Annotated in this window: 25 protein-coding genes; 13 read left to right on the forward strand and 12 right to left on the reverse strand. The window is 61.6% G+C overall.

What is annotated here, in order from left to right; all coding sequences use genetic code 11:
- Nucleotides 1-137 precede the first annotated feature (137 nt).
- The 5 genes from ACR0J1_RS13935 (at nucleotide 138) to ACR0J1_RS13955 (ending at nucleotide 5,224) form a co-directional block, all read left to right on the forward strand.
- Nucleotides 138-929 (forward strand): IclR family transcriptional regulator, encoded by a 792-nt coding sequence (locus tag ACR0J1_RS13935; protein WP_480733429.1) that lies wholly within the window; start codon nucleotides 138-140, stop codon nucleotides 927-929.
- Nucleotides 926-1,984: an ABC transporter ATP-binding protein gene (locus tag ACR0J1_RS13940; protein ID WP_480733428.1), complete on the forward strand. Its 1,059-nt coding sequence runs from the start codon at nucleotides 926-928 to the stop codon at nucleotides 1,982-1,984. Before ACR0J1_RS13935 ends, ACR0J1_RS13940 begins: the two co-directional genes overlap by 4 nt.
- Nucleotides 1,985-2,112: 128 nt before the next feature.
- Nucleotides 2,113-3,072 carry a dihydrodipicolinate synthase family protein gene (locus tag ACR0J1_RS13945; RefSeq protein WP_480733427.1) on the forward strand — a complete coding sequence of 320 codons (960 nt, stop codon included), beginning with the start codon at nucleotides 2,113-2,115 and terminating at the stop codon, nucleotides 3,070-3,072.
- Nucleotides 3,063-3,992 (forward strand): 4-hydroxyproline epimerase, encoded by a 930-nt coding sequence (locus ACR0J1_RS13950; protein WP_480733426.1) that lies wholly within the window; start codon nucleotides 3,063-3,065, stop codon nucleotides 3,990-3,992. The genes ACR0J1_RS13945 and ACR0J1_RS13950 overlap by 10 nt, the downstream gene beginning before the upstream one ends.
- Complete coding sequence (locus tag ACR0J1_RS13955) at nucleotides 3,989-5,224, forward strand: NAD(P)/FAD-dependent oxidoreductase (protein WP_480733425.1); 1,236 nt, start codon at nucleotides 3,989-3,991, stop codon at nucleotides 5,222-5,224. The genes ACR0J1_RS13950 and ACR0J1_RS13955 overlap by 4 nt, the downstream gene beginning before the upstream one ends.
- A 6-nt stretch (nucleotides 5,225-5,230) precedes the next feature.
- Here the strand turns inward: ACR0J1_RS13955 and ACR0J1_RS13960 are convergent, their stop codons facing one another.
- Entirely contained in the window at nucleotides 5,231-6,247 is a 1,017-nt protein-coding gene (locus ACR0J1_RS13960; protein WP_480733424.1) for an Ldh family oxidoreductase, read from the reverse strand.
- Nucleotides 6,248-6,380: 133 nt separating this feature from the next.
- On the opposite strand from ACR0J1_RS13960, the gene ACR0J1_RS13965 reads away from it, so the two are divergent.
- The gene (locus ACR0J1_RS13965; RefSeq protein ID WP_480733423.1) at nucleotides 6,381-7,058 is read left to right on the forward strand and encodes a GntR family transcriptional regulator; all 678 of its coding nucleotides are present in this window, start codon (nucleotides 6,381-6,383) and stop codon (nucleotides 7,056-7,058) included.
- On the opposite strand, the gene ACR0J1_RS13970 is transcribed toward ACR0J1_RS13965, so the two are convergent.
- Complete coding sequence (locus ACR0J1_RS13970; protein ID WP_480733422.1) at nucleotides 7,055-7,636, reverse strand: YceI family protein; 582 nt, start codon at nucleotides 7,634-7,636, stop codon at nucleotides 7,055-7,057. The genes ACR0J1_RS13965 and ACR0J1_RS13970 overlap by 4 nt on opposite strands.
- A gap of 86 nt (nucleotides 7,637-7,722) precedes the next feature.
- On the opposite strand from ACR0J1_RS13970, the gene ACR0J1_RS13975 reads away from it, so the two are divergent.
- Genes ACR0J1_RS13975 through ACR0J1_RS13985 form a run of 3 tightly spaced genes read left to right on the forward strand, consistent with a single transcriptional unit; the run spans nucleotide 7,723 to nucleotide 10,124 of the window.
- Entirely contained in the window at nucleotides 7,723-8,259 is a 537-nt protein-coding gene (locus ACR0J1_RS13975) for an RNA polymerase sigma factor (protein WP_480733421.1), read from the forward strand.
- On the forward strand, nucleotides 8,256-8,993 hold the full coding sequence (locus ACR0J1_RS13980; protein WP_480733420.1) for an anti-sigma factor family protein: 738 nt from the start codon (nucleotides 8,256-8,258) through the stop codon (nucleotides 8,991-8,993). Before ACR0J1_RS13975 ends, ACR0J1_RS13980 begins: the two co-directional genes overlap by 4 nt.
- Nucleotides 8,994-9,044: 51 nt before the next feature.
- Nucleotides 9,045-10,124: a helix-turn-helix domain-containing protein gene (locus tag ACR0J1_RS13985; RefSeq protein ID WP_480733419.1), complete on the forward strand. Its 1,080-nt coding sequence runs from the start codon at nucleotides 9,045-9,047 to the stop codon at nucleotides 10,122-10,124.
- Between the two features lie 34 nt (nucleotides 10,125-10,158).
- Here the strand turns inward: ACR0J1_RS13985 and ACR0J1_RS13990 are convergent, their stop codons facing one another.
- From ACR0J1_RS13990 to ACR0J1_RS14025, 8 genes are all read right to left on the reverse strand, one after another.
- Nucleotides 10,159-11,235, reverse strand: coding sequence for a DUF2793 domain-containing protein (locus ACR0J1_RS13990; protein ID WP_480733418.1), 1,077 nt, complete (start codon nucleotides 11,233-11,235; stop codon nucleotides 10,159-10,161).
- Nucleotides 11,236-11,354: 119 nt separating this feature from the next.
- Nucleotides 11,355-12,791, reverse strand: coding sequence for a mannose-1-phosphate guanylyltransferase/mannose-6-phosphate isomerase (locus tag ACR0J1_RS13995; protein ID WP_480733417.1), 1,437 nt, complete (start codon nucleotides 12,789-12,791; stop codon nucleotides 11,355-11,357).
- A gap of 24 nt (nucleotides 12,792-12,815) precedes the next feature.
- Nucleotides 12,816-13,709: a UTP--glucose-1-phosphate uridylyltransferase GalU gene (gene galU, locus ACR0J1_RS14000; RefSeq protein ID WP_480733416.1), complete on the reverse strand. Its 894-nt coding sequence runs from the start codon at nucleotides 13,707-13,709 to the stop codon at nucleotides 12,816-12,818.
- Between the two features lie 215 nt (nucleotides 13,710-13,924).
- Nucleotides 13,925-15,730, reverse strand: coding sequence for an ABC transporter ATP-binding protein (locus ACR0J1_RS14005; protein WP_480733415.1), 1,806 nt, complete (start codon nucleotides 15,728-15,730; stop codon nucleotides 13,925-13,927).
- Nucleotide 15,731: 1 nt separating this feature from the next.
- Nucleotides 15,732-16,661, reverse strand: coding sequence for an ABC transporter permease subunit (locus ACR0J1_RS14010; RefSeq protein WP_480733414.1), 930 nt, complete (start codon nucleotides 16,659-16,661; stop codon nucleotides 15,732-15,734).
- A gap of 10 nt (nucleotides 16,662-16,671) precedes the next feature.
- Nucleotides 16,672-17,595 (reverse strand): oligopeptide ABC transporter permease OppB, encoded by a 924-nt coding sequence (oppB, locus tag ACR0J1_RS14015; RefSeq protein ID WP_480733413.1) that lies wholly within the window; start codon nucleotides 17,593-17,595, stop codon nucleotides 16,672-16,674.
- Between the two features lie 67 nt (nucleotides 17,596-17,662).
- A complete protein-coding gene (locus tag ACR0J1_RS14020; protein ID WP_480733412.1) occupies nucleotides 17,663-19,291 on the reverse strand; it encodes a peptide ABC transporter substrate-binding protein in 1,629 nt (542 codons plus the stop codon).
- A gap of 391 nt (nucleotides 19,292-19,682) precedes the next feature.
- Nucleotides 19,683-20,912: a lytic murein transglycosylase gene (locus ACR0J1_RS14025; RefSeq protein WP_480733411.1), complete on the reverse strand. Its 1,230-nt coding sequence runs from the start codon at nucleotides 20,910-20,912 to the stop codon at nucleotides 19,683-19,685.
- 133 nt (nucleotides 20,913-21,045) lie between these two features.
- Here ACR0J1_RS14025 and ACR0J1_RS14030 point away from each other — a divergent pair, with 133 nt between their 5' ends.
- From ACR0J1_RS14030 to ACR0J1_RS14045, 4 genes are read left to right on the forward strand one after another with little or no spacing between them, the layout of a single operon-like run.
- Complete coding sequence (locus ACR0J1_RS14030; RefSeq protein WP_480733410.1) at nucleotides 21,046-21,999, forward strand: cytochrome ubiquinol oxidase subunit II; 954 nt, start codon at nucleotides 21,046-21,048, stop codon at nucleotides 21,997-21,999.
- Nucleotides 21,996-24,086: a cbb3-type cytochrome c oxidase subunit I gene (locus tag ACR0J1_RS14035; protein ID WP_480733409.1), complete on the forward strand. Its 2,091-nt coding sequence runs from the start codon at nucleotides 21,996-21,998 to the stop codon at nucleotides 24,084-24,086. The genes ACR0J1_RS14030 and ACR0J1_RS14035 overlap by 4 nt, the downstream gene beginning before the upstream one ends.
- On the forward strand, nucleotides 24,083-24,715 hold the full coding sequence (locus ACR0J1_RS14040; protein WP_480733408.1) for a cytochrome c oxidase subunit 3: 633 nt from the start codon (nucleotides 24,083-24,085) through the stop codon (nucleotides 24,713-24,715). Before ACR0J1_RS14035 ends, ACR0J1_RS14040 begins: the two co-directional genes overlap by 4 nt.
- A complete protein-coding gene (locus ACR0J1_RS14045) occupies nucleotides 24,708-25,034 on the forward strand; it encodes a cytochrome o ubiquinol oxidase subunit IV (RefSeq protein WP_480733407.1) in 327 nt (108 codons plus the stop codon). Before ACR0J1_RS14040 ends, ACR0J1_RS14045 begins: the two co-directional genes overlap by 8 nt.
- Here the strand turns inward: ACR0J1_RS14045 and crcB are convergent.
- Together crcB and ACR0J1_RS14055 are read right to left on the reverse strand one after the other, a co-directional pair.
- On the reverse strand, nucleotides 25,027-25,398 hold the full coding sequence (gene crcB, locus ACR0J1_RS14050; protein ID WP_480733406.1) for a fluoride efflux transporter CrcB: 372 nt from the start codon (nucleotides 25,396-25,398) through the stop codon (nucleotides 25,027-25,029). The two genes, ACR0J1_RS14045 and crcB, sit on opposite strands and share 8 nt — an antisense overlap.
- On the reverse strand, nucleotides 25,395-25,802 hold the full coding sequence (locus tag ACR0J1_RS14055; protein ID WP_480733405.1) for a fluoride efflux transporter FluC: 408 nt from the start codon (nucleotides 25,800-25,802) through the stop codon (nucleotides 25,395-25,397). Before ACR0J1_RS14055 ends, crcB begins: the two co-directional genes overlap by 4 nt.
- Nucleotides 25,803-25,967: the final 165 nt, after the last annotated feature.

A 25,967-nucleotide genomic window follows, 5' to 3' on the forward strand; every position in this document is an offset into this window, starting at 1 on the left:
TTTCCTCCCTTAGCTTCCATTCTAGGTTCCAAATAATGAAACCAAGTTTTATATATTGAAAACTACACATCGACTCGGCTAGTCTTGTCAAGACCCCCGTGGAGGAGCGGCGGGCTGGAGGAGGAGATCAGGCGCCCGTGGCTGGTGACGGAACGATAGGCAAGGCATGTGATGTGCTGGAACAGGTGGCAGCGTTCGGGCGGCCGGTGCGGTTCGGCGAATTGCTGGACGACAGCGACTTTCCCAAGGCTACGCTGTACCGGTTCCTGCAGTCTCTGACCAATCAGGGGATGTTGTATTACGACCCCGACCGGCAGACCTATGCGCCGGGGCTGCGGTTGGTGCGGCTGGCCCATGCGGCGTGGACGCAAAGCTCGCTGGCGCCGATCGCGCGCCCGTTTCTGGACACGCTCAGCCAGGATACCGGCGAAACGGTGCATCTGGCGCAGCTGGACTCCAGTCAGGTGCTCTATGTCGACAAACGCAACGCCGCGCAGCCGGTCGAGATGTATTCGCAGGCCGGCAAGGTCGGCCCGGCCTATTGCACCGGCGTTGGCAAGGCGATGCTGGCCTATCTGGACGAGGATCGGCTGCAAAAGACGATCTCGCAGCAGAGCTTTCACCGCTTTACCGACAAGACGCTGACCTCTGAGGACGCGCTGCGCGCCGATCTGGCACTGATTCGCAGCCGGGGCTATGCGGTCGATGATGAAGAGCACGAACCCGGCATTATCTGCATCGCCTGCCCGATTCTGACACCGGGCGGGCGCGTGCTGGGCGCACTTTCGGTCACGGGATCGACCGGGCGGATGGATTTTGAGCAGTTGGAAGCATGGGTTCCCCGTGTTCGGCGCGTGGCCGACCAGATCGGAACCGAGGCACAGGCATGGCGGTTCCCAGAGAGCCAGAAGAGGATGCAAGCAACATGACAGGTGTAACCCTGAAGAACGCGATCAAGCGCTATGGCCAGACTCAGGTCATCCACGGGATTGATCTGCAGATCGAAGACGGCGAGTTCTGCGTGTTCGTCGGCCCGTCGGGCTGCGGCAAGTCCACGTTGTTGCGGATGATCGCGGGGTTGGAAGAAACCACTGACGGCGAGATCGATATCGGCCAGCGCAACGTGACCCACATGGACCCGGCCAAGCGCGGCGTGGCCATGGTGTTCCAAACTTATGCTCTTTACCCCCATATGACGGTGGCTGAGAATATGGGCTTTGGCCTGCGCATGAACGGCGTACCCAAGGCCGAGATTGACCAAAAGGTGCAGGAGGCCTCGAATATCCTCAAGCTGGACCAGTACCTGAAGCGCAAGCCCAAGGCCCTGTCCGGCGGGCAGCGGCAGCGCGTGGCCATCGGTCGGGCCATCGTCCGCGGCCCTGAGGTGTTTCTGTTCGACGAACCGCTGTCCAATCTGGACGCCGAATTGCGCGTCGAAATGCGGGTCGAGATCGCACGATTGCATCAAGAGATCGGTGCGACGATGATCTACGTGACCCACGATCAGGTCGAGGCGATGACCATGGCCGACAAGATCGTGGTGCTGCGCGATGGCCGGATCGAACAGGTGGGTGCGCCGATGGATCTGTACCGCGACCCGGATAATCGTTTTGTGGCGGGATTCATCGGATCTCCGGCGATGAATTTTCTCGATTGCGATGTGGTGGACGGCAAGGTGCACCACCCCGCCCTGACCGATGATGTTCCAGTGACGGCCAGCGTGCCAACCGGCATGGCGAAGGTGACGCTGGGCATCCGGCCCGAGCATATCCAGATCGACCGCAGCGGCGACACCTGCACCGTCGATCTGACCGAGGCGCTTGGCGGCGTCAGCTATTCCTATCTGCTGACCGCAAATGGCGACAAGCTGATCGTCGAGGAACGCGACGACCAGCGTAGCAGGCAGGGCGAGCGGATCGGCATCTCGGTCCGGCCCGAGCGGGCGATGCTATTTGATCCCGAAAGTGGCCAGCGGCTGCGGTAAACGATTTCATTAAATGAAATCGGGCCGGAAACTTTCAAAGTTTCCGGTGCCGCGCTGCGGTGGTGCTAGATTTTGTATCCAATATCCGATAGTGGGGATTTAACCCTCATCAATCGGAGCCTGCACTTATGTCTGCCACCATCTTCACTGGTACTATGCCCGCCCTGATGACCCCGTGTACGCCGAACCGCGAGCCGGATTTCGATGCGCTCGTCCGCAAGGGTCAGCAGATGATCGACGCTGGCATGTCGGCGGTGGTCTATTGTGGCTCGATGGGCGACTGGCCGCTGCTGACCGACGCGCAGCGGATGGAAGGGGTCGAACGCCTGATCGGCGCGGGCCTGCCGGTGGTCGTGGGCACCGGGGCGGTCAATACGCACTCTGCCGTGGCCCATGCGGCGCACGCGCAACGGATGGGCGCCGCAGGGCTGATGGTGATCCCTCGGGTACTGTCGCGTGGCAGTTCGGCGACCGCGCAGCGCAACCACTTCAAGGCTATCCTGTCGGCAGCGCCGGATGTCCCTGCCATCATCTACAATAGCCCCCATTACGGCTTTGCCACGCGGGCCGATCTGTTCTTCGCCCTGCGCGCCGAGCACCCCAATCTGGTCGGCTTCAAGGAATTCGGAGGCCGCGACGATCTGCGTTATGCGGCCGAGCATATCACCAGCCGCGACGATCAGGTGACGTTGATGGTCGGCGTCGACACCGAGGTCTATCACGGCATCGTCAATTGCGGGGCCACTGGTTCGATCACCGGCATTGGCACCGCTCTGCCGCATGAGGCGCTGTTGCTGTCCGCATTGTCGCGCCGGGCGGCTGCTGGCGATGCCGAGGCCCGCCAGCGCGCGCTGGAACTGACCGAGGCGATCCATGTCCTGTCCAGCTTTGACGAAGGTCCCGATCTGGTGCTCTACTACAAGCATCTTCTGGTGCTGAATGGCGAGGTTGAATACCGTCTGCATTTCAACGAAACCGACGTATTAACCGATGCGCAGCGCAATTACTGCGAACAGCAATACGCCCTGTTCCGCGCCTGGTTCGCCGGTTGGTCGCAACAGGGTGGGGTGATCGCCGAATGCATGTGATCGACAGCCATACCGGCGGTGAGCCAACGCGGGTCATCCTGACCGGCGCGCCCGATCTGGGTTCGGGCTCGCTGGCGGATCGCGCAGGGCGGCTGGCGACAGAACACCGGGGCTTTTACCGCTCGATCCTGCGGGAGCCGCGCGGCCAGCCCGCCATGGTCGGCGCGCTGCTGGTCGAGCCCGAGGATGCGCGGTGTACCACGGGTGTCATCTTTTTTGATGCCGATGCGGTTTTGGGCATGTGCGGGCATGGCACTATCGGCCTGGCGGTAACGCTGGCAAATCTGGGACGGATTGGCCTCGGCGCCCACCGCATCGAAACCCCAGCCGGGGTGGTGACGGTCGAACTGCACGATGCCAACACCGTGACGATCACAAATATCGAAAGCCGCCGGGTGCAGGGCGCCGTTACGCTGGATGTGCCGGGGTATGGGCCTGTGTCCGGAGACATCGCTTATGGCGGCAACTGGTTCTTCATCGTTGATCCCAGCCCGATCCCGGTTACCCCTGGAAACATCCCGGCGATGACTGCATTGACGCGGGCCATTCGTGAGGCCTCGATCGCGCAGGGCGTGGGCGGTGAGCAGGGGGAGGCGGTGGATCATGTGATCCTTCAGGGGGTCTCGGACACCGGGGCGCATAGCTGCAATTTCACCCTCTGCCCGGATGATGCCTATGACCGCTCGCCCTGCGGCACCGGCAGTTCGGCGCGGCTGGCCTGTCTGGCGGCCGAAGGGCGGCTGGCCCCGGGCGAGGAGATCGTGCAGGAGAGCGTCATCGGCAGCACCTATCGGCTATCTTATCAGCCCGGCCCGAACGGCGGCGTGTTGCCCCGTATCACTGGGCAGGCCTTTGTCATGGCCGAGGCCACGCTGATCTTCGACCCCGCCGATCCGTTTCGAAACGGCATCGACCCGTGACCGATATCACCGTCATCGGCGCGGGGGTCATCGGCATCACCTGTGCGCTGGAATTGCAGCGCCGGGGCCATGCGGTGCGGGTGCTGGACCGGTCGGGCGTGGCCCGGCAGACCTCGGCCGGGAATGCCGGGGCCTTTGCCTTTCCCGAGGTCGAACCTCTGGCCACCCCCGGCATCATGCGCAAGGCTCCGAAATGGTTGCTGGATCCGTTGGGGCCGCTTTCGATCCCGCCCGGGTATGCGTTGAAGATCGCGCCGTGGATGTTGCGGTTCTGGCGGGCCAGTCGACTGGATCGTTATGCACATCTGCTGAAGGCGCAGGCCAGCCTGATGGACCTGTCCGCCGCTGCGCTGGAGCGCTTGATAGTGGATGTCGAGGCCGATCCGATGCTGCAGCGCGACGGGCAGATGCAGTTGTATGAAAGCGCCGCCGAATACCGCGCCAGCCTGCCCGCATGGGAGACACGCCGCCGTCATGGCATTGTCTTCGATCTGTTGGAGAGCCCCGAGGCGATTGCCGAGATTCAGCCGGGTCTCAGCCCTCGGTTCACCCATGCCGGGTTCACCCCGAATTGGTTCAACGTGACTGATCCCCAAAAGTGGGTCGAGCATCTGGCGCAGGTGTTTCAGGCGCGCGGCGGCGTGATCGACCGGCAGGACATCCGCGCGCTGACCCCGACGGAACGGGGCGTCCGGCTCACCTTGGCCGAGGGTACGTCAGAGGTCTCGCAGGTGGTTGTGGCCGCCGGGGCGTGGTCGCACCATCTGGCCCGGACGCTGGGCGATGCGATCCCGCTCGAGACCGAGCGCGGCTATAACACCACCCTGCCGCCCGGGGCGTTTGATCTAAGGCTACAACTGACTTTCTCGGGCCACGGATTTGTCGCCAGTCGCATCAATGGCGGTGTGCGTGTGGGGGGTGCCGTCGAACTGGGGGGGCTTACCTTGCCGCCGAATTTCAAACGGGCCGAAACCTTGTTACGCAAGGCCGCGCAGTTCCTGCCCGGCCTGAACACCGAAGGTGGAACTCAATGGATGGGATTCCGTCCCTCGCTGCCCGACAGCCTTCCGGTGATCGGATCCGCGCCGAACGCACCGGGTGTTGTCTACGCCTTCGGTCACGGCCATCTGGGCCTGACCCAATCGCCCGGAACCGCCGAATTGGTCGCCGCGCTGATCGACGGGCGCGCGCCACCGATCCCGATAGACCCGTTTCGCGCCACGCGGTTCTAAGCGACCTCAGTCCAGTAACGCGAGTAGGTCGTCGTGTAATTGCCGTGATATTTCAGCATAGCCGCGCTGATGATTGTGCGTCCTAGCGGCATAGCGGCGTTGCGAGGGCAGTCGCGCGCCTTGATCCAGAATGTCGGCAAACAGGCGCTCGGCACGGGCCGAACCTGCCTGCGCTTGGCCTGCGCTGAACAGGTCGGGGTCAAAGGCGATCACGATCTGGCCGTGATAGGGCGCGCCGCCTGCGGTCCCGGCAAAATCCATGCTGTCCAGACTGGTCATATCGTCGATCAGCGGCCCGGCCAGCAGTTCGATCATGATCGACAAGGCCGAGCCCTTGTATCCGCCGAAAGTCAGCATTGCCCCGTCCAGCGCCGCCTGCGGATCAGTGGTGGGGTTGCCCTGCGTGTCTATGGCAACCCCTTCGGGCAGAGGTTTTCCGGCACGTTTGTAAAGCTCGATCTCACCCCGGGCAAAGGCGCTGGTGGCGAAGTCGAAAGTGAACGGATCCTGCCCGGGTCGCGGCCAGCTAAAGGCCAGAGGGTTCGTGCCCAGACTGCCCCGCGTACCACCTGCGGGGGCAACCCACGCATGGCTGGGCACCATCGCCATCGCGGCCAGACCGGCGGCGGACAAACGTTCAACCTCGGGCCAGAGCGCCGAGAAGTGAAAACAGCGGTTGATCGCCATTGCAGCAATCCCATGCGCGCGGGTCTTGTCGATCAACACCGGCAGCGCCTGTCGGAATGCCAGCAGGGACATGCCGCCCCGCGCATCCACTCGCACCACCGCGTTCTCGGACGGGGCAACAACCGGCGCCGCATGGCCGTCGATCTGCCCTGCCTGCATGGTCTGGGCGCACATGAACAGGCGGAACAACCCGTGTGACTGGCAATCGTCCATCTGGCAGGTCGTCAGCATTTCGGCGATCGCCTGTGCATGATCGGGGCCATAGCCGGTTTTGCTCAGCACCCGCAGACACAGATCGTTGATCTCATCCGGTGATAGTCGGACCGTTGCGCTCATATCTAGCCTCCCAGACTTCTGGAAACTGGATAGCGGGGAAAGGCTGCCCGGTTCAACTCTGCACCGGGCTTTGAGGTTGGAAATCCGGGTTTAGCCGGGTATTTGTATCCAAAATGCAAAAACGGATATCCCCTTGACGACAAAGCGCGCAATAGCCCGGCAGAGCCTTCCCGACGTGATTGCGAATGACCTGCGCGAACGGATCCTCAGCGGTGATCTGGCTGAAGGTGCAACCATCCGGCAAGAGGCACTGGCCGAGGAATATGCCGTCTCGCGGATGCCGGTGCGCGAAGCGCTCAAGCAGCTGGATGCCGAGGGATTGGTGGTGCTGACGAACAATCGCGGCGCGTCCGTCACCGAACATTCGCCGGACCAGATCGCCGAAATCTTCGACCTGCGCGTCCTGCTTGAGGTTGATCTGTTCCGCCGCGCCATCCCGGTGATGACCGCGGCAGATCATGCGGTCTGCGGCGATATCCTGCAACAGATGGAGGCGTCCTATGACGCCAATGATGTCGGTCAGTGGGGCGCGCTGAACCACCAGTTTCACGCCGCACTCTATGCAGCAGCAGATCGGGGCCTGACGAATGAGCTGTTGAACCGGGTCTCGCTGCAATCGGACCGCTATGTGCGGATGCATCTGAGCGTGATGCAGCAACGTCAGCCCGCCCGTGCCGAACATCAGGAACTGCTGCGGCTGGCCCAGGCCGGTCAGGATGAGGCGGCCTGTGCCTTGCTTGCGGCCCACATTACCCGGACCAGGGACGAGTTGTTGGCGCTGATGACGGCCCGCCGCGCCGCGGCGAATTAACCCTCGCGCGTGAACATCAGCCGTGCGGTAACCGGCACTGTTCGGGTGATCCCGGGCAATCCGGCCAGCTCCATCAGCTTATCGACACCTGCAGTTACTCCGGCATCTTCGGCGCTGATGAACACCATGTCGTTGGTGGATACCATGACCGCCGTGTCCGACAGGCGCAGCACGAACATCTCGGTCTCGAAACTGACATCGGTCCCGACCAGCGACAGCACCGCATCAACCGCGACCACCTCGGACGCGCCCACATCCAGCGCCGAGACCGCCGCCATGTCGATCTGCGCGCTCAGCGTGGCGGTGGCGGCCTTGCGGAAAACATGCTCGATCATGCGTTCGTTGCGGATGTCGATCTGGGTCTCGACCGAAGACAGGTCGATGCCGATCTCGACCGTGCCATCCTCGCCGACCTGACCGGACAGATTGGTGAAGGAATTGACCTCGCCTACATCGTCGATTTTGATGGTGCCATAGGCCAGATGCGAAGCATCGGGGTTCAGTGCCCAACCACCCGCAAAGGCAGGGCTTGCAACAATCGCCGACGCAATCGTGAATGCTGTGATCAGAAGTTTCATTTCTTTCCTCCAGAGTCTATGCCAGTTCAGACCAGGCGGGCCCGGCCCCGTGACAGAACAAACACACACAGGTCGCGTTTTATTCGATGAGTGTTGAACCAAACACCGAACAGGCCGTCCGCGGCGCAATCCAGACCCATTCGAAACGGGTCTGGCGGTTTGGCCTCGCCCTGTCGGGGGTCCCGGACGCGGCAGATGATCTGTTGCAGGCCACGGCGCTGCGGGCGTTGGAAAAGCACCATCAGGTTACATCCTATGACCGGCTGGACAGCTGGTTGATGACCATTTGCCGCTCGATCTGGCTGAACGAGCTGCGCGCGCGCTCGGTCCGCAAGGCGCAGGCGCTGTCAGTCACGCCCGAGGCGGATTTAATTGCGGTCGGACCCGATTCAGAAACGAATATTTTTGCCGCTCAGGTGTTTACCCAAGTGATGCAACTGCCAGAGGCGCAGCGCGAGACCGTAATGCTTGTATTTGTCGAAGGATACAGCTACCGCGAAGCGGCTGCTATGCTGGACGTTCCCATCGGTACGATCATGAGCCGGTTGTCCAACGCCCGGCAAAAGCTGAAAACCGTGATGCAGCACGAGGATGCTGAAACCGCGCGACGGAGTGGCAAATGAAGTTTTCGGACGAGACGCTTCTGGCCTATCTGGACGGCAGTCTGGACGAGTCCGCCATGCGCGCCCTGGAAGATGCCGTCGCCGACGATCCCGCGCTCGAGGCGCGGCTGATGGCGCTGGACCCGTTCGCCGCAGCCGTGCAGCAAGCGTTTGAAGATGTTCCCGCTGTGGCCCCCGAGGTCGAATTGCCGCCATCCGCCCCGTCGCGCGCTGCGGCGGGGCCTTTGCGCCTGCTGGCGGTCGCGGCCTCGGTCGGGGTTATCGCTGTTTCGGCGACCTTTTGGGCCACGCGCCCGGCTGATCCGGGCTGGGCGGAGCAAGCGGCGATCTATCAATCACTCTATGTCCCCGAAACCATCGCCGCACTGGACAATTCGCCCGAGGCTCTGGACGCGCAATTCGCGCAGGCTGAGGCGCAGTTGGGCCGGTCGCTGAACCGGGATGTGCTGGAAAATCTGCCCGGCCTCGATTTGAAACGGGCGCAGGTCCTGTCCTTCAAGGGCAAACCTCTGGTTCAGATCGTCTTTGCCGACGCGCAGGGCCAACCCTTTGCCTTCTGTGTCATCCGACAGGGCGACGGGGCCCCGGCGAAGGACGTGAACCGCGCGGTGCTCAGCGGTCTGGCAACGGCCACCTGGGCGCGCGACGGGTATGGCTATATGCTGCTGGGTAGCGATCCGCAGACCGATCTGGATGGCGGGCTGAACATCCTGACGGGTGCGTTCACCGGCTGATCGGCCGAATACCCCTTGTGAACCGCCACAAATGGCCGAAGAATATCCGCCATGACGCCCAAACCTTTGACACCGGACCCGGATGACGAGGCCACCGAGGAGTGGCCCCGCAGCATATACGACACCGACCCGCCCGACGATGAGGACCTGTGGTTCCTCCCTCCGGCAGACGAGGATGAGGCGCACGATCTGCTGACCCACGGGCCTAGGCCTGAACAGAGCCTTTTGTTCGACGCCCGGGACTGGCGTGCGGCGCAATCCGAACTGTCCGCCGAACTTGCCGATCTGGCCCTGACCTTCGGTGCGCTGGACGAACGTCTGCGCGCGGGCCCTGCGGGGTGGGGACATCGGCTGGCGCTGATGGAGGTCTCGGATCTGGGATGGTGGACAGGCGACCGGATCGGGGTTGATCGGCTGGCGCTATGGACGGGGCTGCGGATCGGGTCCACCAGTGACGATGTGCAGGCCTTGTATCGGGCGGGTTGGGCGGTGCGGCGGCTGACCTCGGGTGCCGGGCCATCCGACGGCGGCTGGGATGCTGGGCTGACCGCCTTCCTCGACCGTCAGGCGCAGGGGATCGAGGATGTCCCCGAGGCCGTCGCCGATCTGGCCGAGGTCATGCGCAGCGCCGACGGCCTGCATCCCATGACACAGGCGGCGATCAGTTTTCATGCGTGGCGCGCATTCTCGCCCGGCATCGGACAGGATACCGAGGCCGCCATCGTCGCGGCCCGCCATGCCTCCACGATGGGGCGGGGCGGGGCGTTGTTCATGCCGCTGGCTTTGTCGGGGCCGGGTGCGCTGCGCGGGGCTGGAACTGTCGGGGAAAAACTGTACGCGTGGGTCACCGGGGCGGGTCAGGCCGCGCTTGCGGCGCTATTGCATCTGGACCGCATCAGCGCATGGGAGGTTCGCGCCCGAGAGGCCACGTCTGACCTCAGCGGGCGCACGCCTCCGGTCCTGATTGACGTGATGACGGCGTGGCCGATGGTCTCGACACCGCTGGCCGAAGAGTTGACCCAATCCTCGCGCGCCGCTGCCCAGCGAAATCTGGACAAGTTCACCCGCAGGGGGCTGATCCGGGAAGTGACAGGACAGGGCCGCTATCGCGTCTGGACCGCGGATTTGTGACCGCCCGAACCTTTGGGCCGGACGGTCTGGAACATCAGAACCAGCGGCCAACCGCCATAAGCGTCGGCGACAAAGCAGTCGCGTCCGATGCCGCTGCCATCACCTGATAGCTGGCCTGCGTCTCTGACGGTGCATCGAATCCCACGAAGCGCGCGGTGCCTCCGCCGCTGCCGCTAAGGGCTGGTGTTGTGCCAGCGGCAAAGGCGACCGGGAAATCCCAATCGGCCGAAGCGCTGGCAAAAAGCGCACCCGTTGCGGTGGTGCAGCCCACCGCACCAGGCGTCACGGTGCAAACCTGGGTGCCGTCGGCGAAGCGCACAAAATCACCATTCGCATTGCTGCCGCGTTCGATCACAGCTCCACCGGGGGTGCCGCCGCTTTCGGACACCGCACCCAGCACATTGCCTGGCCCGTATCCGTAATCCGCCCGCATCAGACGACCCGGCGTGGTATCATCCGCGCTGTTCTGTACTGCCGCACCGCTTACCGTGCCTGTCGTGGCGTCGATCCGCAGCGCCTCGGACCAGTTGCCGCCATCGGGCGAGACCTTGATGGAAAACTCGGTGCTGCCCGACAGGCCCATTTCGGCATAACCCGTCCAGTTCGACTGGAACAGCAGCGAGGCTGTATCACCCGCGCCGGCCTTGTTGATCTTCAACTGATGCCCGCCGCCCTCATGGGTCAACAGGGTGGCCGGGCTGCGCACCGCCAGACGGTTAGTGCTGTCGCTGCTGGTGGTAATACCGACCCCGGTCAGGTTCTGAGTGTTGACCGGTGGGTCGATCCAGTCCGATCCGTTCCAGACCTTGATCTGCCCCGTGCCCTGATCCCAAGCTCGCCAACCCGCACCCGGCGTCAGAAAATGCCAGCCATTGTCAATCCACGCGGCCAGTTTGTTGGCCTGTCCGCTCCAGTCACCGGTGGGGGACGCCCCCAATGCATGGGTCTCACCCTGTTCCGGGGCCGCCGGAGGCGTAGTAGCGTTCACCGAGGTAACGCTCAGCTGTACCACCAAATCCAGCGCTCGCAGCGCCTCGTTATGGGTGACGTGTTTCTGGGCTTGCGCGGGTTGCAGATAGGGCAGGTCCAATCGGGGTGAGTTCTGTGGCACGGGCGTCCTCCTGTGGCTGTCGGTCCGGTGATGATTGCGCGCCACCCTGCCGTGATCCGCGTGAATCCCACCTGACCGGGCCGAACGCCCGTTTTGTCCTTTGTTAAGGAATGTGCCCCCTAATCGCGGGCGTAGATATCCTCGTACCGGATGATATCGTCTTCGCCCAGATAGGTGCCGGTCTGTACCTCGATCAGAACCATCGGCACCTTGCCGGGGTTCACCATCCGGTGCACAGCGCCGAGTGGCACATAGACCGACTGGTTTTCCGAAACCAACTGAACCTTGTCATCAATGGTGACCTCGGCAGTACCTTCGACCACAATCCAATGCTCGGACCGGTGGTGATGCGACTGCAGGCTCAGCGAAGCGCCGGGATGGACATGGATGCGTTTGACCTGAAACCGGTCGCCGATCACGAGGCTTTCGAACCAGCCCCAGGGTCGGTGATCGACCGGCAGCGATTCCGCCTGTTTCGCGCCCTTCGCCTTCAGCGCCGCAACCGCCTGCTTGACATCCTGCGCCCTGTCCATACTGGCCACGAGCACCGCGTCGGGCATGGCCACCGTGATCACATTCTCAAGCCCCATCGCCACGACTTCTTGCGCAGGGGATTCCGAGCGGACCAGCACGTTCTTGCAATCTATGGCCGTGACCTCTCCGGCCGTTGCAACACCATTGGTGTCGGGGTTGCTGAGTTCCTGCACCGCGGACCAACTGCCCACATCGGACCATCCGGCGGCATAGGGCACAACGCTGAGGTTGTCGGCCTTCTCCATCACCGCATAGTCGATTGAGATATCCTGAACCCCGCCCCAGGCCTCAGCATCAAGTCTGAGAAAGCCAAGATCGGATTGCGCCTGATCGACCGCCATCCGAACCGGAGCCATGAGGTCAGGGGCGTGCTGTTCAAAGGCCCGCAGAATGTCGCGCACGGCAAACAGGAAGATACCCGAATTCCAGAGATAGCTGCCCTCGGCCACCATCGCCTTTGCATTGTCCAGATCGGGTTTTTCCACAAACCGGTCAAGCGGCACCGCAACACCGGACGCATCCGGCGTGTGACGCAGTTTGAGGTAACCATACCCGGTCTCGGGCCGGTCGGGCGTGATGCCGAACGTCACCAGATCACCGCGATCAGCGATGGTGCGCACGCCTTCAGCCACGGCGGTGTGAAAGGCCTGGGTGTCGGGGATCACATGATCCGACGAGGCCACCAGCATCACCGCATCCGCATCGACCGACGCCAGATGCAGCGCAGCAGCCAGCACGGCCGGGGCGGTATTGCGTCCTTCGGGCTCGATCAGGATCGGCCCCGGATCAACGCCGATTTCCATCAATTGTTCGGGCACAACAAAACGAAAGGCTTCGTTGGTCAGAATCAACGGCTTGGCATAAGGCGCGGCGTCCGGCCCCCGCAGACGTTCGGCGCATTGCTGCAGCAGGCTGGTTTCACCGATCAGGGGCACGAACTGCTTGGGATAGCTTTTGCGCGACAACGGCCAGAGCCGCGTGCCAGATCCGCCGCACAGGATGACCGGATAGACCTTGCTCATGTTGCTTGCTCCCTCAGAGTGCCGTTATTGGGCGGCACGATCCGAAGTAACGATGTCGTGCAGATAGCGGCTCAGATCGTCGCGCAAGTCTTCACGATTCAGAGCGAAGGATACGGTCGCCTGCAGGAACCCGGCCTTGGACCCGCAATCGAACCGCTGCCCGTCGAATTTATAGCCAAAGACCGGCACACCGTTGGTGATATCCTCGGCAATGGCGTCGGTCAGCTGAATCTCCCCGCCGCTGCCGGCCTTCATCTGGTTCAGGTTATACAGAACCGACGGGCCCAGAATGTAACGTCCGATCGCGGCCAGATTTGACGGCGCCTCGGCAGGTTTGGGCTTTTCGACCATGCCTCTGGCGCGGACCACGGTGCCAACATTCTCACCGGTATCCAAAATCCCGTACGAGCTTGTCTTTTCGTTGGGAACCTCCATGGCGGCCACCATGTTGCCGCCGGTTTCCTCATAAGCCTCGACCATTTGCTGCAGGCAGGGCTTATCAGCGGCGATCACATCGTCGGGCAGCATAACGGCAAACGGCTCATCCCCGATCAGTCGGCGTGCGCACCAAACGGCATGACCCAACCCCAGCGCCTTGTGTTGGCGGATATAGGCAATCGCGCCGCTTTCCATATTGGTGGCGTTCAGAATCTCAAGCAGCTCGTCCTTGCCCTTGGATTTCAGGTCCTGTTCCAGCACCAGATTGTGGTCGAAATAATCCTCGAGCGCGGATTTCCCGCGCGAGGTCACAAAGATGAACTCCTTGATACCTGCCGCACGCGCCTCATCGATGGCATATTGGACCAGCGGGCGATCGACCAGAGTCATGATCTCTTTCGGCACCGATTTGGTCGCTGGCAGAAACCGCGTCCCCATCCCTGCAACGGGAAAAATTGCCTTGGTGACCTTGCGTGTCATGTTACCTCTCATATTCGATGCCTGTCCGGGGATGCGATGACGTGCCGGTGCGTTCCCATAAGACGTAAATCCGCATCAATCAATCGTACCCGGCGTTTCGCCACGGGGACCAGTTGGAATCTGCCACTAACTCTGAGGCAGAGTCAAAACGAAACCTGTCAGAATACAGGGGCTGAGCGCCCGCAGGTCGTGAAAGACTGCGGGCGCTCAGATTTTCAGCCTTTGGCCATGATCGCGTCGAGAGGGTCGTGTTCGGCCACGAAATGATCCGGTGCGACCTCGCTGAGTTGCGGTACATAGTCCTCCTGACCCGCCGACAGCCGGCTGGGAAGAAAGCGCAGCGATGCTTTCGGGTCCAGGGGCGAGGGCAATTCGCCCGGCAATTTAAGCCTTTGACGGGTGCGCTCGACATCCGGGTCCGGGATCGGAACGGCCGAGATCAGCGACTGCGTATAGGGGTGAATCGGCTCGGAACAGATCACCTCTCCATCGCCCAGCTCGACGATCCGGCCCAGATAGAGAACCATGATCCGGTTCGATACGGCCCGCACCACCGACAGGTCGTGGCTGATGAAGATCATCGAGAGGCCAAACTCTTGTTGCAATTCACGCAACAATTCAACGATCTGAGCCTGAATGGACACGTCAAGAGCCGAAACCGCCTCGTCACAGATGATCAGCTTTGGCTTGTTAATCATCGCCCGCGCGATTCCCACCCGCTGGTTCTGACCACCCGACAGCTCGTGCGGATAGCGGTTGATCATGTTGGCGTTCAGACCCACACGCTCCATCATCTCGCTGACCATCTGTTTGCGCTCGCGCTCGGTCAGATCAGGGCGATAAGTCTTGAGCGGCTCGGCAATCGAGGCCGAGATCGTCATCCGCGGGTCGAGACTGGCCAGCGGGTCCTGGAACACGATCTGCAGGTCCTTGCGGTACTTGTTCAGCTCGGCCCTTTTCAAACCGACGATGGGGTGGCCCAGCCAGCTGACATTGCCCGCGCTGGGTTCGATCAGTTGTAGCACCGCCCGCGCCAGTGTGGATTTGCCACAGCCGGATTCGCCCACAACGCCCAGCGTTTCACCCTTGCGGATGTCAAAGCTGACACCGTCAACGGCCTTGAGCGGGACCTTGTGCCCGAACAACCCGCCCGAGACGTGGATCGGGAAATGCACCTTGACGTCGTCGACCTTCAGCAGCGGTTCTTCGACCTGAGGCAGCGCCTTGGGCGCGTCGCCCGCGTCGATGCGGGGCATCGCGTCCAACAGGGTGCGGGTGTATTCGTGCTGCGGCGCGCGGAAGATTTCACGCGTGTCGCCGGCCTCGACGAACTGTCCCAGACGCATGACCTGAATGCGGTCACACATCCGCGCCACCACGCCCATATCGTGCGTAATAAGGGCAATCGCCGTGCCTTCGTCTTTCTGCAGGCGTACCATCAGGTCCAGAATGTCGGCCTGGACGGTCACATCCAGCGCCGTTGTCGGCTCATCCGCGATCAGCAGCTTGGGGTTGCACAGCATCGACATGGCGATCATGACCCGTTGGCGCATCCCGCCCGACAACTCGTGCGGATACTGGTCCAGGCGGCGCGCGGCCTCTGGAATACGCACACGGTTCAGCCAGTCCAGACAACGTTGGCGGGCGGCAGAGCCCTGTAGGCCCTCATGAATCTGCAGCACTTCGCGCATCTGCTGACCCACCCGCAGATGCGGGGTCAGGGCAGTCAGCGGGTCCTGAAAGATCATGCCCACATCGGCACCACGGATCTGGTTCAGCTTGTTCACGGGCAGGTTCAGTATTTCCTGACCGTTCAGCATGGCAGACCCCGATGCCCGCCCCGCGGGCGGCAACAGACCCATCGCGGCCATGAAGGTCTGGCTTTTGCCCGACCCGCTTTCGCCCACGATGCCAAGGCATTCGCCGGGATTGATCTCGAAACTGATGCCTTTGACGGCCTCGACCACACCATCGGGGGTGTCGAACTGGACGCTCAGGTCCTTGACGGAGAACAAACTCATATCAGCGATCCTTCGGGTCCAGAGCGTCACGCAGACCATCGCCGATGAAGAACATCGTGATGATGATGGTGACGTAGAATGTCAGCGGGTACATCAGCTGCCAAAGCGTGCCATAGCTCATCGTCCCGGCCCCTTCGGCGATCAGACGACCCAGCGAGGTGTAGGGTTCGGAGATGCCAAGACCCAGGAACGAGATAAAGCTCTCGGTCAGGATCATCTCGGGCACCAGAAGCGAGGCATAGACGATCACCACGCCCAGCAGGTTGGGCAGGATGTGGCGGTACATAATGGTGAACTCGCTGACACCGGCGGCACGGGCGGCCTCGATGAATTCGCGGTTCTTGAGCGTCAGGGTCTGGCCCCGCACAATCCGCGCCATCGTTAGCCAGCCCACCGCACCCAGCGCGATGAACAACATGAAGAAAGATCGCCCCGCCACGACAAGCAGCAGAATGATGACCAGCGTGGCCGGGATCGCCAGCAGGATGTCGACAAAGCGCATCATGACGCTGTCGGTGCGACCGCCGATATAGCCGGCAGCGATGCCATAACAGGTGCCCACAATCAGCGCCGTCGCGGCACCAATCAGACCCACCAGCAGCGACGTCGTGGTTGCCTGAATGACGCGGCTGTAAAGGTCGCGCCCCAGATCATCGACACCAAAAAAGTGCCCAGTCTCGACCGATGGCATCCCCATGCCGCGCACGTCACCCATGACGTTCCAGTCGATCTCTTCGTTGCTCCAGACCGCGAAATACGGCCCGAAGATGGTGAACAGCACGATCATGCCAAGGATAAAGACACTCGCCATCGCGGCCTTGTTGCGCACGAAGCGCAGCCGCGCATCTTGCCACAGCGATCGCCCCTGAATGGCCGTGTAGTCGGTGACGTCTTCGGCCAGTTGGGCGGCTTTTTGAGATTTTCCAAGCATTGCCAGCCCCTCAGTAGCGGATTTTCGGATCGAACCAGGCATAGGCCAGGTCGGTCAGCAGGTTCACGATGACGGTCAGCGTGCCATAAAGGATCGTGACACCCAGCAGCACCGCATAGTCCCGCGCCAGCGCCGAGTTCACATAGGCCTGACCCAGACCACCGGTCGAGAAGTAGATGTCGACAAAGACAGAACCGGTCAGCACGTAGACGAAGACCGGCCCCAGATAGGACACGACCGGCAGCAGGGTCGGTTTCAGTGCGTGACGCCAGATCACGGTTCTGGTCGGCAGACCCTTGGCCCGTGCGGTGCGGATGAAGTTCGAGTTCAGAACCTCGAGCATCGACGACCGGGTGATCCGCGCGATCGAGCCCATATACGAGGTCGCCAGCGCGATAACCGGCATGACCAGATATTGCCACTGGCCGCCATGCCAGCCACCGCCCGGCAGCCAACCCAGCCACAGGGTGAAGGTCAGGATCAAGATCGGGCCCATGATGAAGTTCGGCAGCGCCTGCGCGGCAATGCCCAGACCGACGGCGAAATAGTCGATCCAGCTATTGTGCTTGATCGCAGCGGCAATACCCAGCGCGACACCGATGGATGTCGCCACCAGAAACGACAGCGAACCATAGGTCAGCGAGATCGGGAAACCCTGCGCGATGATGTCATTGACGTCCCGGTCCTTGAACTTGAAGGACGGGCCAAAGTCGAAATGCACCACGATATTATACAGATAGTCCCAAAGCTGCTTCCACAGCGGCTGGTCCAGCCCGTAGCGCGCCTCGATATTGGCCAGTACCTGCGGCGGCAGAGGCCGTTCCGAGGTGAAGGGCCCGCCGGGCGCGACGTGCATCAGAAAAAAACAAGCGACGACCAGCAGCAGGATCGTCGGAATGGCGACCAGCAGCCGCCGCAGACTATAGGCAAGCATTTTCTGCCCCCGTGTTTATTGGCCCTGCCCCGGGGCGGTCCCGGAGCAGGGCTTGGTTCAAAGACGGTTACTCGGCGATCTTGTAAAGGTTCTTCGAGTACCAGTTCTGCTCGACGTTATTGACCGGCCAGTTCCCGACATCGCTGTCCATCATATAGACGCCAGCGTAGTGGTAGATCGGGATAACCGGGGTTTCTTGTGCGATGATGCGCTCAACCTCGGTGTACAGCGGTGCCGGATCGTCCGAGGTTTTGGCCTCTTTCAACAGTTCGTCAACGCGGGCGTTGTTGAACTTGCCGTCGTTGTAACCCGAGTCCGACTGCAGCAGGTCGAGGAAGGTCGATGCTTCGTTGTAGTCGCCACACCATGCGCCACGGGCCAGTTCAAAGTTCTGGTTGCCGCGCTCTTCCAGGAACACTTTCCATTCCATGTTCGCCAGCTCGGCATTGACGCCCAGCTTCTGCTTCCACATCTGGCTCAGAGCCACGGCAACCTTCTTGTGGTTCTCCGAGGTATTGTAGACCATTTCGAAGCTCAGCGGGTTGTCGGGGCCATAGCCTGCTTCGGCCAGCAGTTCCTTGGCCAGCTCATCACGTTCAGCCTGGCTCATCGACGCCATTTCGACCGCCGGAACGGTGAAACCTGCGGTCGCTTCGGGCGCGAAAGTGTAGGCCTGCGGCTCACCACCGGCCATCACTTTTTCGGTGATGATCGCGCGGTCAACAGCCAGCGACAGCGCTTGGCGGACATTGGGGTCCTTGAACGCCTCGGGGCCGCCTTCGGACAGGTTGAAGGTATAGTAGTAGTTGCACAGACGCGGGAAGCTGATGGCTTCTTCCGGGTGTTCCTGGCTCAGGCGCGGATACTGACCGGCGGGGATTTCGGTGCGGTCCAGTTCACCTGCCAGATAGCGGGTCAGGGCAACGTTTTCATCGTTGATAACCAGTGCGACAACTGTGTCGATGATGGTGTTGTCGTTATCCCAGTACATCTCGTTGCGTTCACGCACCGAACGTTCCTGCGGCAGATGCTCGGTCAGGACATAAGCGCCGTTCGAGACGATGTTTTCAGGCTTGGTCCAAGCGTCGCCAAACTCTTCAATCACTTTCTGCGGGGCCGGGAAGGTGGTCGAGTGCGTGGTCATCTGCGGGAAATAGGGCAGGGGGGCACTCAGGCGGACTTCCAGCGTCTTGTCGTCGATGGCCTTGACGCCCAGATCGTCAACGGATGCATTGCCCGCGATGATCTCGGCAGCGTTTTCTATCGACATCAGTTCCATGAACCATGCATAGGGCGAGGACAGCTCGGGATCGACAGCACGCTTCCAGGCGAAGACGAAATCGCTTGCGGTCACGGGATCGCCGTTGGACCATTTGGCATCGTCACGCAGGGTGAAGGTGTAGACGTCTTTGGTGTCGTTGACCTCAAAACCGGTGGCCACACCGGGAACCAGATTGCCTGCCTCGTCCTGGTTCATCAGGCCTTCAAACAGGTCGCGCACGATTTCGGCGCCGGAGACATCTTCGACCACCTGCGGGTCGACCGAGCTGTGTTCGTCGAGGATACGATAGGTAAAGGTCTGATCATCGGCCAGCGCTTCGCCGGTTTCCGGATGCGTTCCTGCAGCGACAGCGGCACCGGCGATGATGGTCGAGGTCATAAGCCCAGCCAACGAGGTTCGGATGATTCGGTTCATGTGTTTACTCCCATTTTTCTTGGTGTCTGATGACCGCGCCACCTGCGTGATGCGGCCCGTCTACCATTTTGTTTCCGGCATCTGCTGGGGCTCTGCTTTGATCTAGATCGCATAAGGGGCCGAAAATTTCGGGTCCCGGAAGCCAGCTTTGTCAGAAACTCAACTGCGAAAGTCGTCTTTCACTGGCGCGGAACGTGCCAGTTTTTGGGCAAAGGTAAAGGGTTTTGGGGGCAAAACTGTGATCAAATATCGAATGAAACCGTAACGACCGGGGCATTCGAAATAAAATTCTGAAACGCCCCGTCGCAATGACATTTTTGTGAACCCCTACATATATGACCTGATGAATAGGTCTCGGGGCACGGTTGCACGCGGCGAATCAGTGATCGACTCAGGGGCGCAGGCGAGTCTTCATCGCTGTTTCGGGGAAACAGGTTGCCGCGCGACCCGCGCTTTCCTGCCAGCGCCCGATCGAGCGGCGGGTTTTGTACCCCGGCAGCCCGTCGACACCGCCGACATCGTGGCCCTGTTGAACCAGCGCCTGCTGCATCCCCGCGATGTCAGAACGATAGAGCCCTCCGACCTTGCCCCAGCGCCCCGTGAAATCCCCCACACCATACTGAATGCGGTCACCGATATGGCCAACGAACAACGCGTAGAGATCGCTAGTGTTGTAATCCTTGAGGACATAGAAATTGGATGTGACAACAAAAGCAGGGCCATGGCGGCCTGCGGGCATCATCAGATAACCTTCGCCTGCCAGTTCATGCGCCGGAAAAGGCCGGCCCGAGACCCGCGTGATCCCCATCGCAGCCCAATCGCGGATCGGACGGCCCTGATCCGGGCCCTCAAGCGTGCACGAAACCTCAGGCGGGACCGTCACCTCGAACCCCCAGTCGCGCCCCGTCTCCCACCCGTGCCGTGCCAGATAGCTGCCGATTGAGGCAATCGTGTCCGCCTCGGATCCCCAGATATCGGCGCGCCCGTCGCCGTCTCCATCCGTGGCATAGGTCAGAAAGTTGGTCGGCATGAATTGCGGCTGCCCCAGCGCACCTGCCCAACTGCTTTTCAACACCCGCGTGTGGCCGGCCTCGGCAATCTGCAGCGCCGCGATCAGTTCCTCGGTGAAATATTCCGCGCGAGTGCTCATAAACCCTTTGGTGCCTAGCACCTGAAACGCATTGTGACGGATCGGGACCTGGCCATAACCGCTTTCGCGCCCCCAGATGGCCAGAATGATACGGGCGGGCACGCCGGTTTGCGCCTCGACCCGCGCAAGCGTTTCGGCATGACGCCGCGCCATCTTGCGCCCCACGGATGCCGCGCCCTGCACAGAGCCCGCGTTGAAATAGCGCCCGGGCGCGCCAAATTCCGCCTGCCGCTGCGCCTTGGGTGTCTTTTTGGGCTGCCCCGGCACCACCAGATCCGGCAGATCCCAGTTCAGGGTGACCCCGTCAAAGGCCTGCTGGAAAGTCTGCCGTGAAACGCCCTTGGCCTTGGCCTGCGGCCAGACCTGCTGTTGCAGCCAGTTCTGAAACTGCCGCTCAACCGACGCGCGATCCTGCGCAAGCGCCGAGGTGGCAATCACCAGCAGACAGAAAAGAACACCGACCAGTCGCATTCCCAAGGTCTCGCGCGCATCGGCCCCCGGTGTCAACCGGGCGGGATCGGGGTCTCTCTGGAAAAGGTCTTGAGAAATCCTCTGACTCTGCCGATAGTTGCCGGGAACCCCGGTCGCTAGAGGATGAGCAGGCGTGACCATCTCCCGGATTTTTGCTGTTGCAGGGCCCGTTCTGGCGGCGCTGCTGGTGTCGGCCCAGACAGCCGGGGCCAGCGACAGTTTCATGGATCCGCAGGGCCCGATTGCGGCGGTTCAAAAGACACATCTTCTGCGGGCGACGGCGCTGATCCTGATTGCAGTCATTCCGGTGCTGGTACTGGTGCCGCTGATCGCCCTGCGTTATCGCCGCCGCAAGGGCAGCCCCGCAGCCTACAAGCCCCATTGGGATTTCTCTGCGGGGCTGGAATTTCTGATGTGGGGCGTGCCGGTCGCCATCGTGGCAATCCTGTCCTTCTATCTGTGGAAGGCCACGCACCGACTTGACCCTTACACAGCATCTTTTGGCGAGGAACCAGCGCTGCGGGTGCAGGTGGTCGGGCTGGATTGGAAATGGCTGTTCATCTACCCCGACCTTGGCATCGCCACGGTCGGAGAGCTGGGCATTCCCATCAAACAACAGGTGGCGATGACGCTGACCACGGATACGGTAATGCAGTCCTTTCTGATCCCGGCGTTGGCCGGGCAGATTTACGCGATGCCGGGGATGACGACCCAACTGCATGTCGCGGCGGATATGCCCGCCACCATGCAGGGCGAGAACACACAGTATAATGGCCGTGGCTTCACCAAGCAGAAGTTCCTGACCCAAGCGATGCAGCCCGGCGATTTCCAGTCATGGGTCGAAAGCGTCCGAGCCCATGGCAGGCCGCTAACCGAGGATACATATCGTACGCTCGCCATGCGCACGGACCGGGATGAGGTTCAGGCCGCGTTGGGCACACCACTCATGCCGCTCAACGCGCTTTATTTCACGTTGGAGGACGGCGACCTGTTCCAGTCGATCCTGCACCGCTATCACAGCGGCGCGCCCCTGCCGCGGGATCAGCAACCCGGAACCACCGCGTTTGGGCAGGAGGCCAGCCAATGACGTCCACCGAGACAGGTTTTCTTGGCCGCCTAAACTGGGACGCCTTCCCCATTACGGGTCTGATCCAGAACCCCAGCGCGAACGAGATCATTGCCAACGCCGCCGCTGCCATCGTGATCATCGGTGTTGTGGCCGTTGTCGGTCTGCTGACATGGTTCCGTCTGTGGGGGACGCTCTGGCGCGACTGGCTGACCAGCGCCGATCACAAGAAGATCGGCATCATGTACATAGTCTTTGCTATTGTCATGCTGGCGCGCGGTGTGCTGGAGGGCGTCGTCATGCGCGCCCAACAGGCGGCAGGGCCGGGGGACGGATTTCTGGAACCCGAACATTTCGCTGAACTTTTCAGTACCCATGGGACAATCATGGTGTTTTTCGTCGCCGTGCCCTTCGTGTTCGGTGTTGCGAACTATGTGATCCCTCTGATGATCGGCGCGCGCGACGTGGCCTTTCCGGTGATGAACCAGATAGGTCTGGGCCTGACCGTCTCGGCGGGCATGATGCTAATGGTTTCGCTGGTCGTGGGCGAGTTCTCGACCGGCGGCTGGACCGCTTATCCGCCCTATACCGGGGCTGCGTTCAATCCGGGCGTGGGGCCGGATTACTGGATCTGGGCCATCGTCGTCTCGGGTGTCGGCACCACGTTGACGGGCATCAACTTCGCCGTCACCATCTACAAGCTGCGCGCGCCGGGGATGAAGTTCATGCGGCTGCCGATGTATTGCTGGACGATCATCTGCAGCTCGATCCTGATCATCTTTGCCATGCCTCCGCTTGGCGTTGCGGCGCTGCTGCTGGCCGCCGACCGGTATCTGGATTTCCACTTCTTCACCAATGACCTTGGCGGCAATATGATGAACTACGCCAACCTGTTCTGGCTGTTCGGTCACCCCGAGGTCTATCTGTTGGTCTTGCCTGCCTATGGCATCTATTCCGAGGTTTTTGCGACCTTCTCGGCCAAGCGGCTCTATGGCTACAACTCGCTGGTCATCGCCACCATGTCGATCGCAATCATGTCCTTCACGGTCTGGCTGCACCATTTCTTTACCATGGGCCAAAGCGCGCTGATCAATGCGGTGTTCGGGATCGCCACGATGCTGATCGCCATTCCCACCGGGGTGAAGGTGTATGACTGGATGGCGACGCTGTGGCGGGGACGCATCCGGTTTTCGGTGCCGATGCTCTATAGCCTCGCTTTCCTGATGCTGTTCGTAATCGGCGGCCTGTCCGGGGTGATCCTTGCCAACCCGACCGTTGACTATCAGGTTCACAACACGCTGTTCCTCGTTGCGCATTTTCACAATGCGCTGCTGCCCGGCGTGCTGTTTGGCCTGCTGGCCGCCTATAACTATTGGTTCCCCAAAGCCTTCGGGTTCCGCCTGAACGAGTTCTGGGGCCGCGTCTCGGTCTTTTGCTGGACGGTGGGCTTCCTGCTGACCTTCATGCCGCTCTATTTCGTCGGTCTGATGGGCATGCCGCGCCGGTCATTCAGTTGGGAAGACCCGGGCTTTCACCCCTATATGATCACCGCCGTCATCGGTGCCTTGGTGATCACCTGCGGGCTATTCTCGGTCCTGATCCAGCTTTGGGTCAGCATCCGCGACCGCGATCAGGCGCGCGCGCCGGTGGGCGACCCGTGGGACGGGCGGACGCTGGAATGGTCGATCCCATCGCCTCCGCCGCCTTATAACTTCGCCATCATCCCGCAGGTCACCGACCGCGACGACTTTGCCGCCGCCAAGGAACGCGGTCAGGCTTATCCCACGCCGGACTCCTATGAGGATATCGAGATGCCGCGCAACACGGGTATCGGGTTCATCCTCTGCGTGCTCAGCGGTGTGTGGATGTTCGCGCTGGTCTGGTGGATCTGGTGGCTGGCGGCGCTGATGACCGTTGCCATGATCCTCGCCGTCATCATCTGGAGTTTCGATACCAGCACCGAGGTCATCATTCCGGCCGAAGAGGTCCGCAAGGATCACGAAGCATGGCTGGCACTGGTTCACAGCACCCCGGCCGTGGACCGCGACCATGAAAGCGCCCCTGAGAACCGCGGCCTTGCCCGCCCGGATCTGGAGGCCGTGACATGAGGCGCGCACCCAAGCACAGCTATCCCGGCATCAACCTTGGCGAAGATCACGCCAGCGCGGACAAGGCCGCGCAGGTTGTCACCTTCGGCTTCTGGGTCTTTCTGATGAGCGATCTGGTCTATTTCGGCCTGATGTTCGCCATCTACATCACCATGATCGACGCGCAGGCGGGCGGACCGGGGCCGCATGAGTTGTTTGATCTCCACAGCATTTTTGCCCAGACCCTGATCCTGCTGACCAGCAGTCTTACGGTGGGGCTGGCGATGCTGGCGCTGAAATACAATCTGCCGCGCGCGCGGATTGTGCTGTGGTTCGGCGTGACGTTGGTGCTGGGGCTCAGCTTTTTGGTGCTGGAAATCCGCGATTTCATGAACATGGCCGCCCTTGGGGGCATCCCTCAGCGCAGCGGGTTCCTGTCGGCGTTCTACGGTCTGGTGCCGCTGCACGGGCTGCACGTGGCCGCCGGGTGTCTGTGGCTGATCGTGCTGGGCATCCAACTGCGAGTCTTTGGTCTGACCGATCTGGTGATGTCCCGCGTGGTGCGGCTGGCGCTGTTCTGGCACTTCCTCGACCTGATCTGGATCGGCATCATTACCATCGTGTATTTCGGAGGGCTGACCTATGGATAAACGCACCGAACTGCACCGCCGCGAACGTCGCCGCTATGTCATCGGCTATGGCGGCTCGCTGCTGCTGACGCTGACCGTGTTCGCCATCGCCTATCGCTATGGGATCGAAACGCCGGGGGTTTACATGACCATCGGCCTGCTGGGGCTGGCACAGCTGGTCGTGCAACTGGTCTATTTCCTGCATATCGACCGCCGCCGCAGCAGCCGCGAGGATCTGGACCTGATCTTGTTCTCAACCCTCGTGCTGCTGATCATCATCGGTGGAACGGTGTGGATTCTGGGCAATCTGGCCCTACGGATGCATATGCACGCTATGTAAGCCCACCCGTCAGCACCAGCCCAAGCCATAGCGCGAACCAACACAATACAAGGCTGAGCACGATGTTGCCCGCCGCCAGCGCAATTGTGCGTTCGCGGTGCAGTTGCAGCGACTGGTAGGCAAAGCTGGAAAACGTGGTGAACCCGCCGCAAAAGCCGAAGACAAGCCGCTTTGCTTCCTCACCCATCTCGACGGGGCCGCCCAGATAGCCAATCCAAAGGCCCAGCAACAGGCTGCCCAACACGTTCACGATCAGGGTTGCATATGGCAGATCATGCGTCACGCGCAGGGCGATCCAATGGCGCAGAACCGCACCCAGACCACCGCCGATGGCGAACATGACGTGCAGATAGAAGCCGCTCATTCTTGGGCCTCCGTCGGAGGCCGCCTACGCCCCAGCGCCTCGCCCAGAATGGCGGCCCCCAATCCCAGCACGATCTCGGCCACAACCGCTATGACGACGATGCCGCTGCCGGTTTCGGCCAGCCGCTCCAACTCGGCCACGAAGGAGGAAAACGTCGACAGGCCACCACAGAACCCCACCGCGCCCAGATGCAGCACATGGGCATGAACCCGGTGGCGCACCGCGTAAAGCCAGCCCAGGATAAAGCACGCTACGATGTTGATCCCGAAGGTCGCTGTCAGGAAGGGCGCGCCGGGAATCTGCACCGCAAAAAACTCGCGCAGCAGCGAACCCGCAGCACCGCCAACAAAAACCGCCACATACATCAGGGCGCGATGGCGGAATGCAGGCGCTGTTGGTGGCACTGGGTTGATCCTGCTCTGGGTGTTTCTTTCGGCATACAGATTGCAATTGTGCGGATCAACCGCGTCGATGAAGCAACCGTTACTGCGGGATTGCCCATAAGGGCTTGCGCGGAAAGGTCAATCTGTTCCACGGTCACGGACAGCACAAGGCCACGGCCGCGCCGC

This window comes from Ruegeria sp. CJ3, assembly GCF_056536725.1.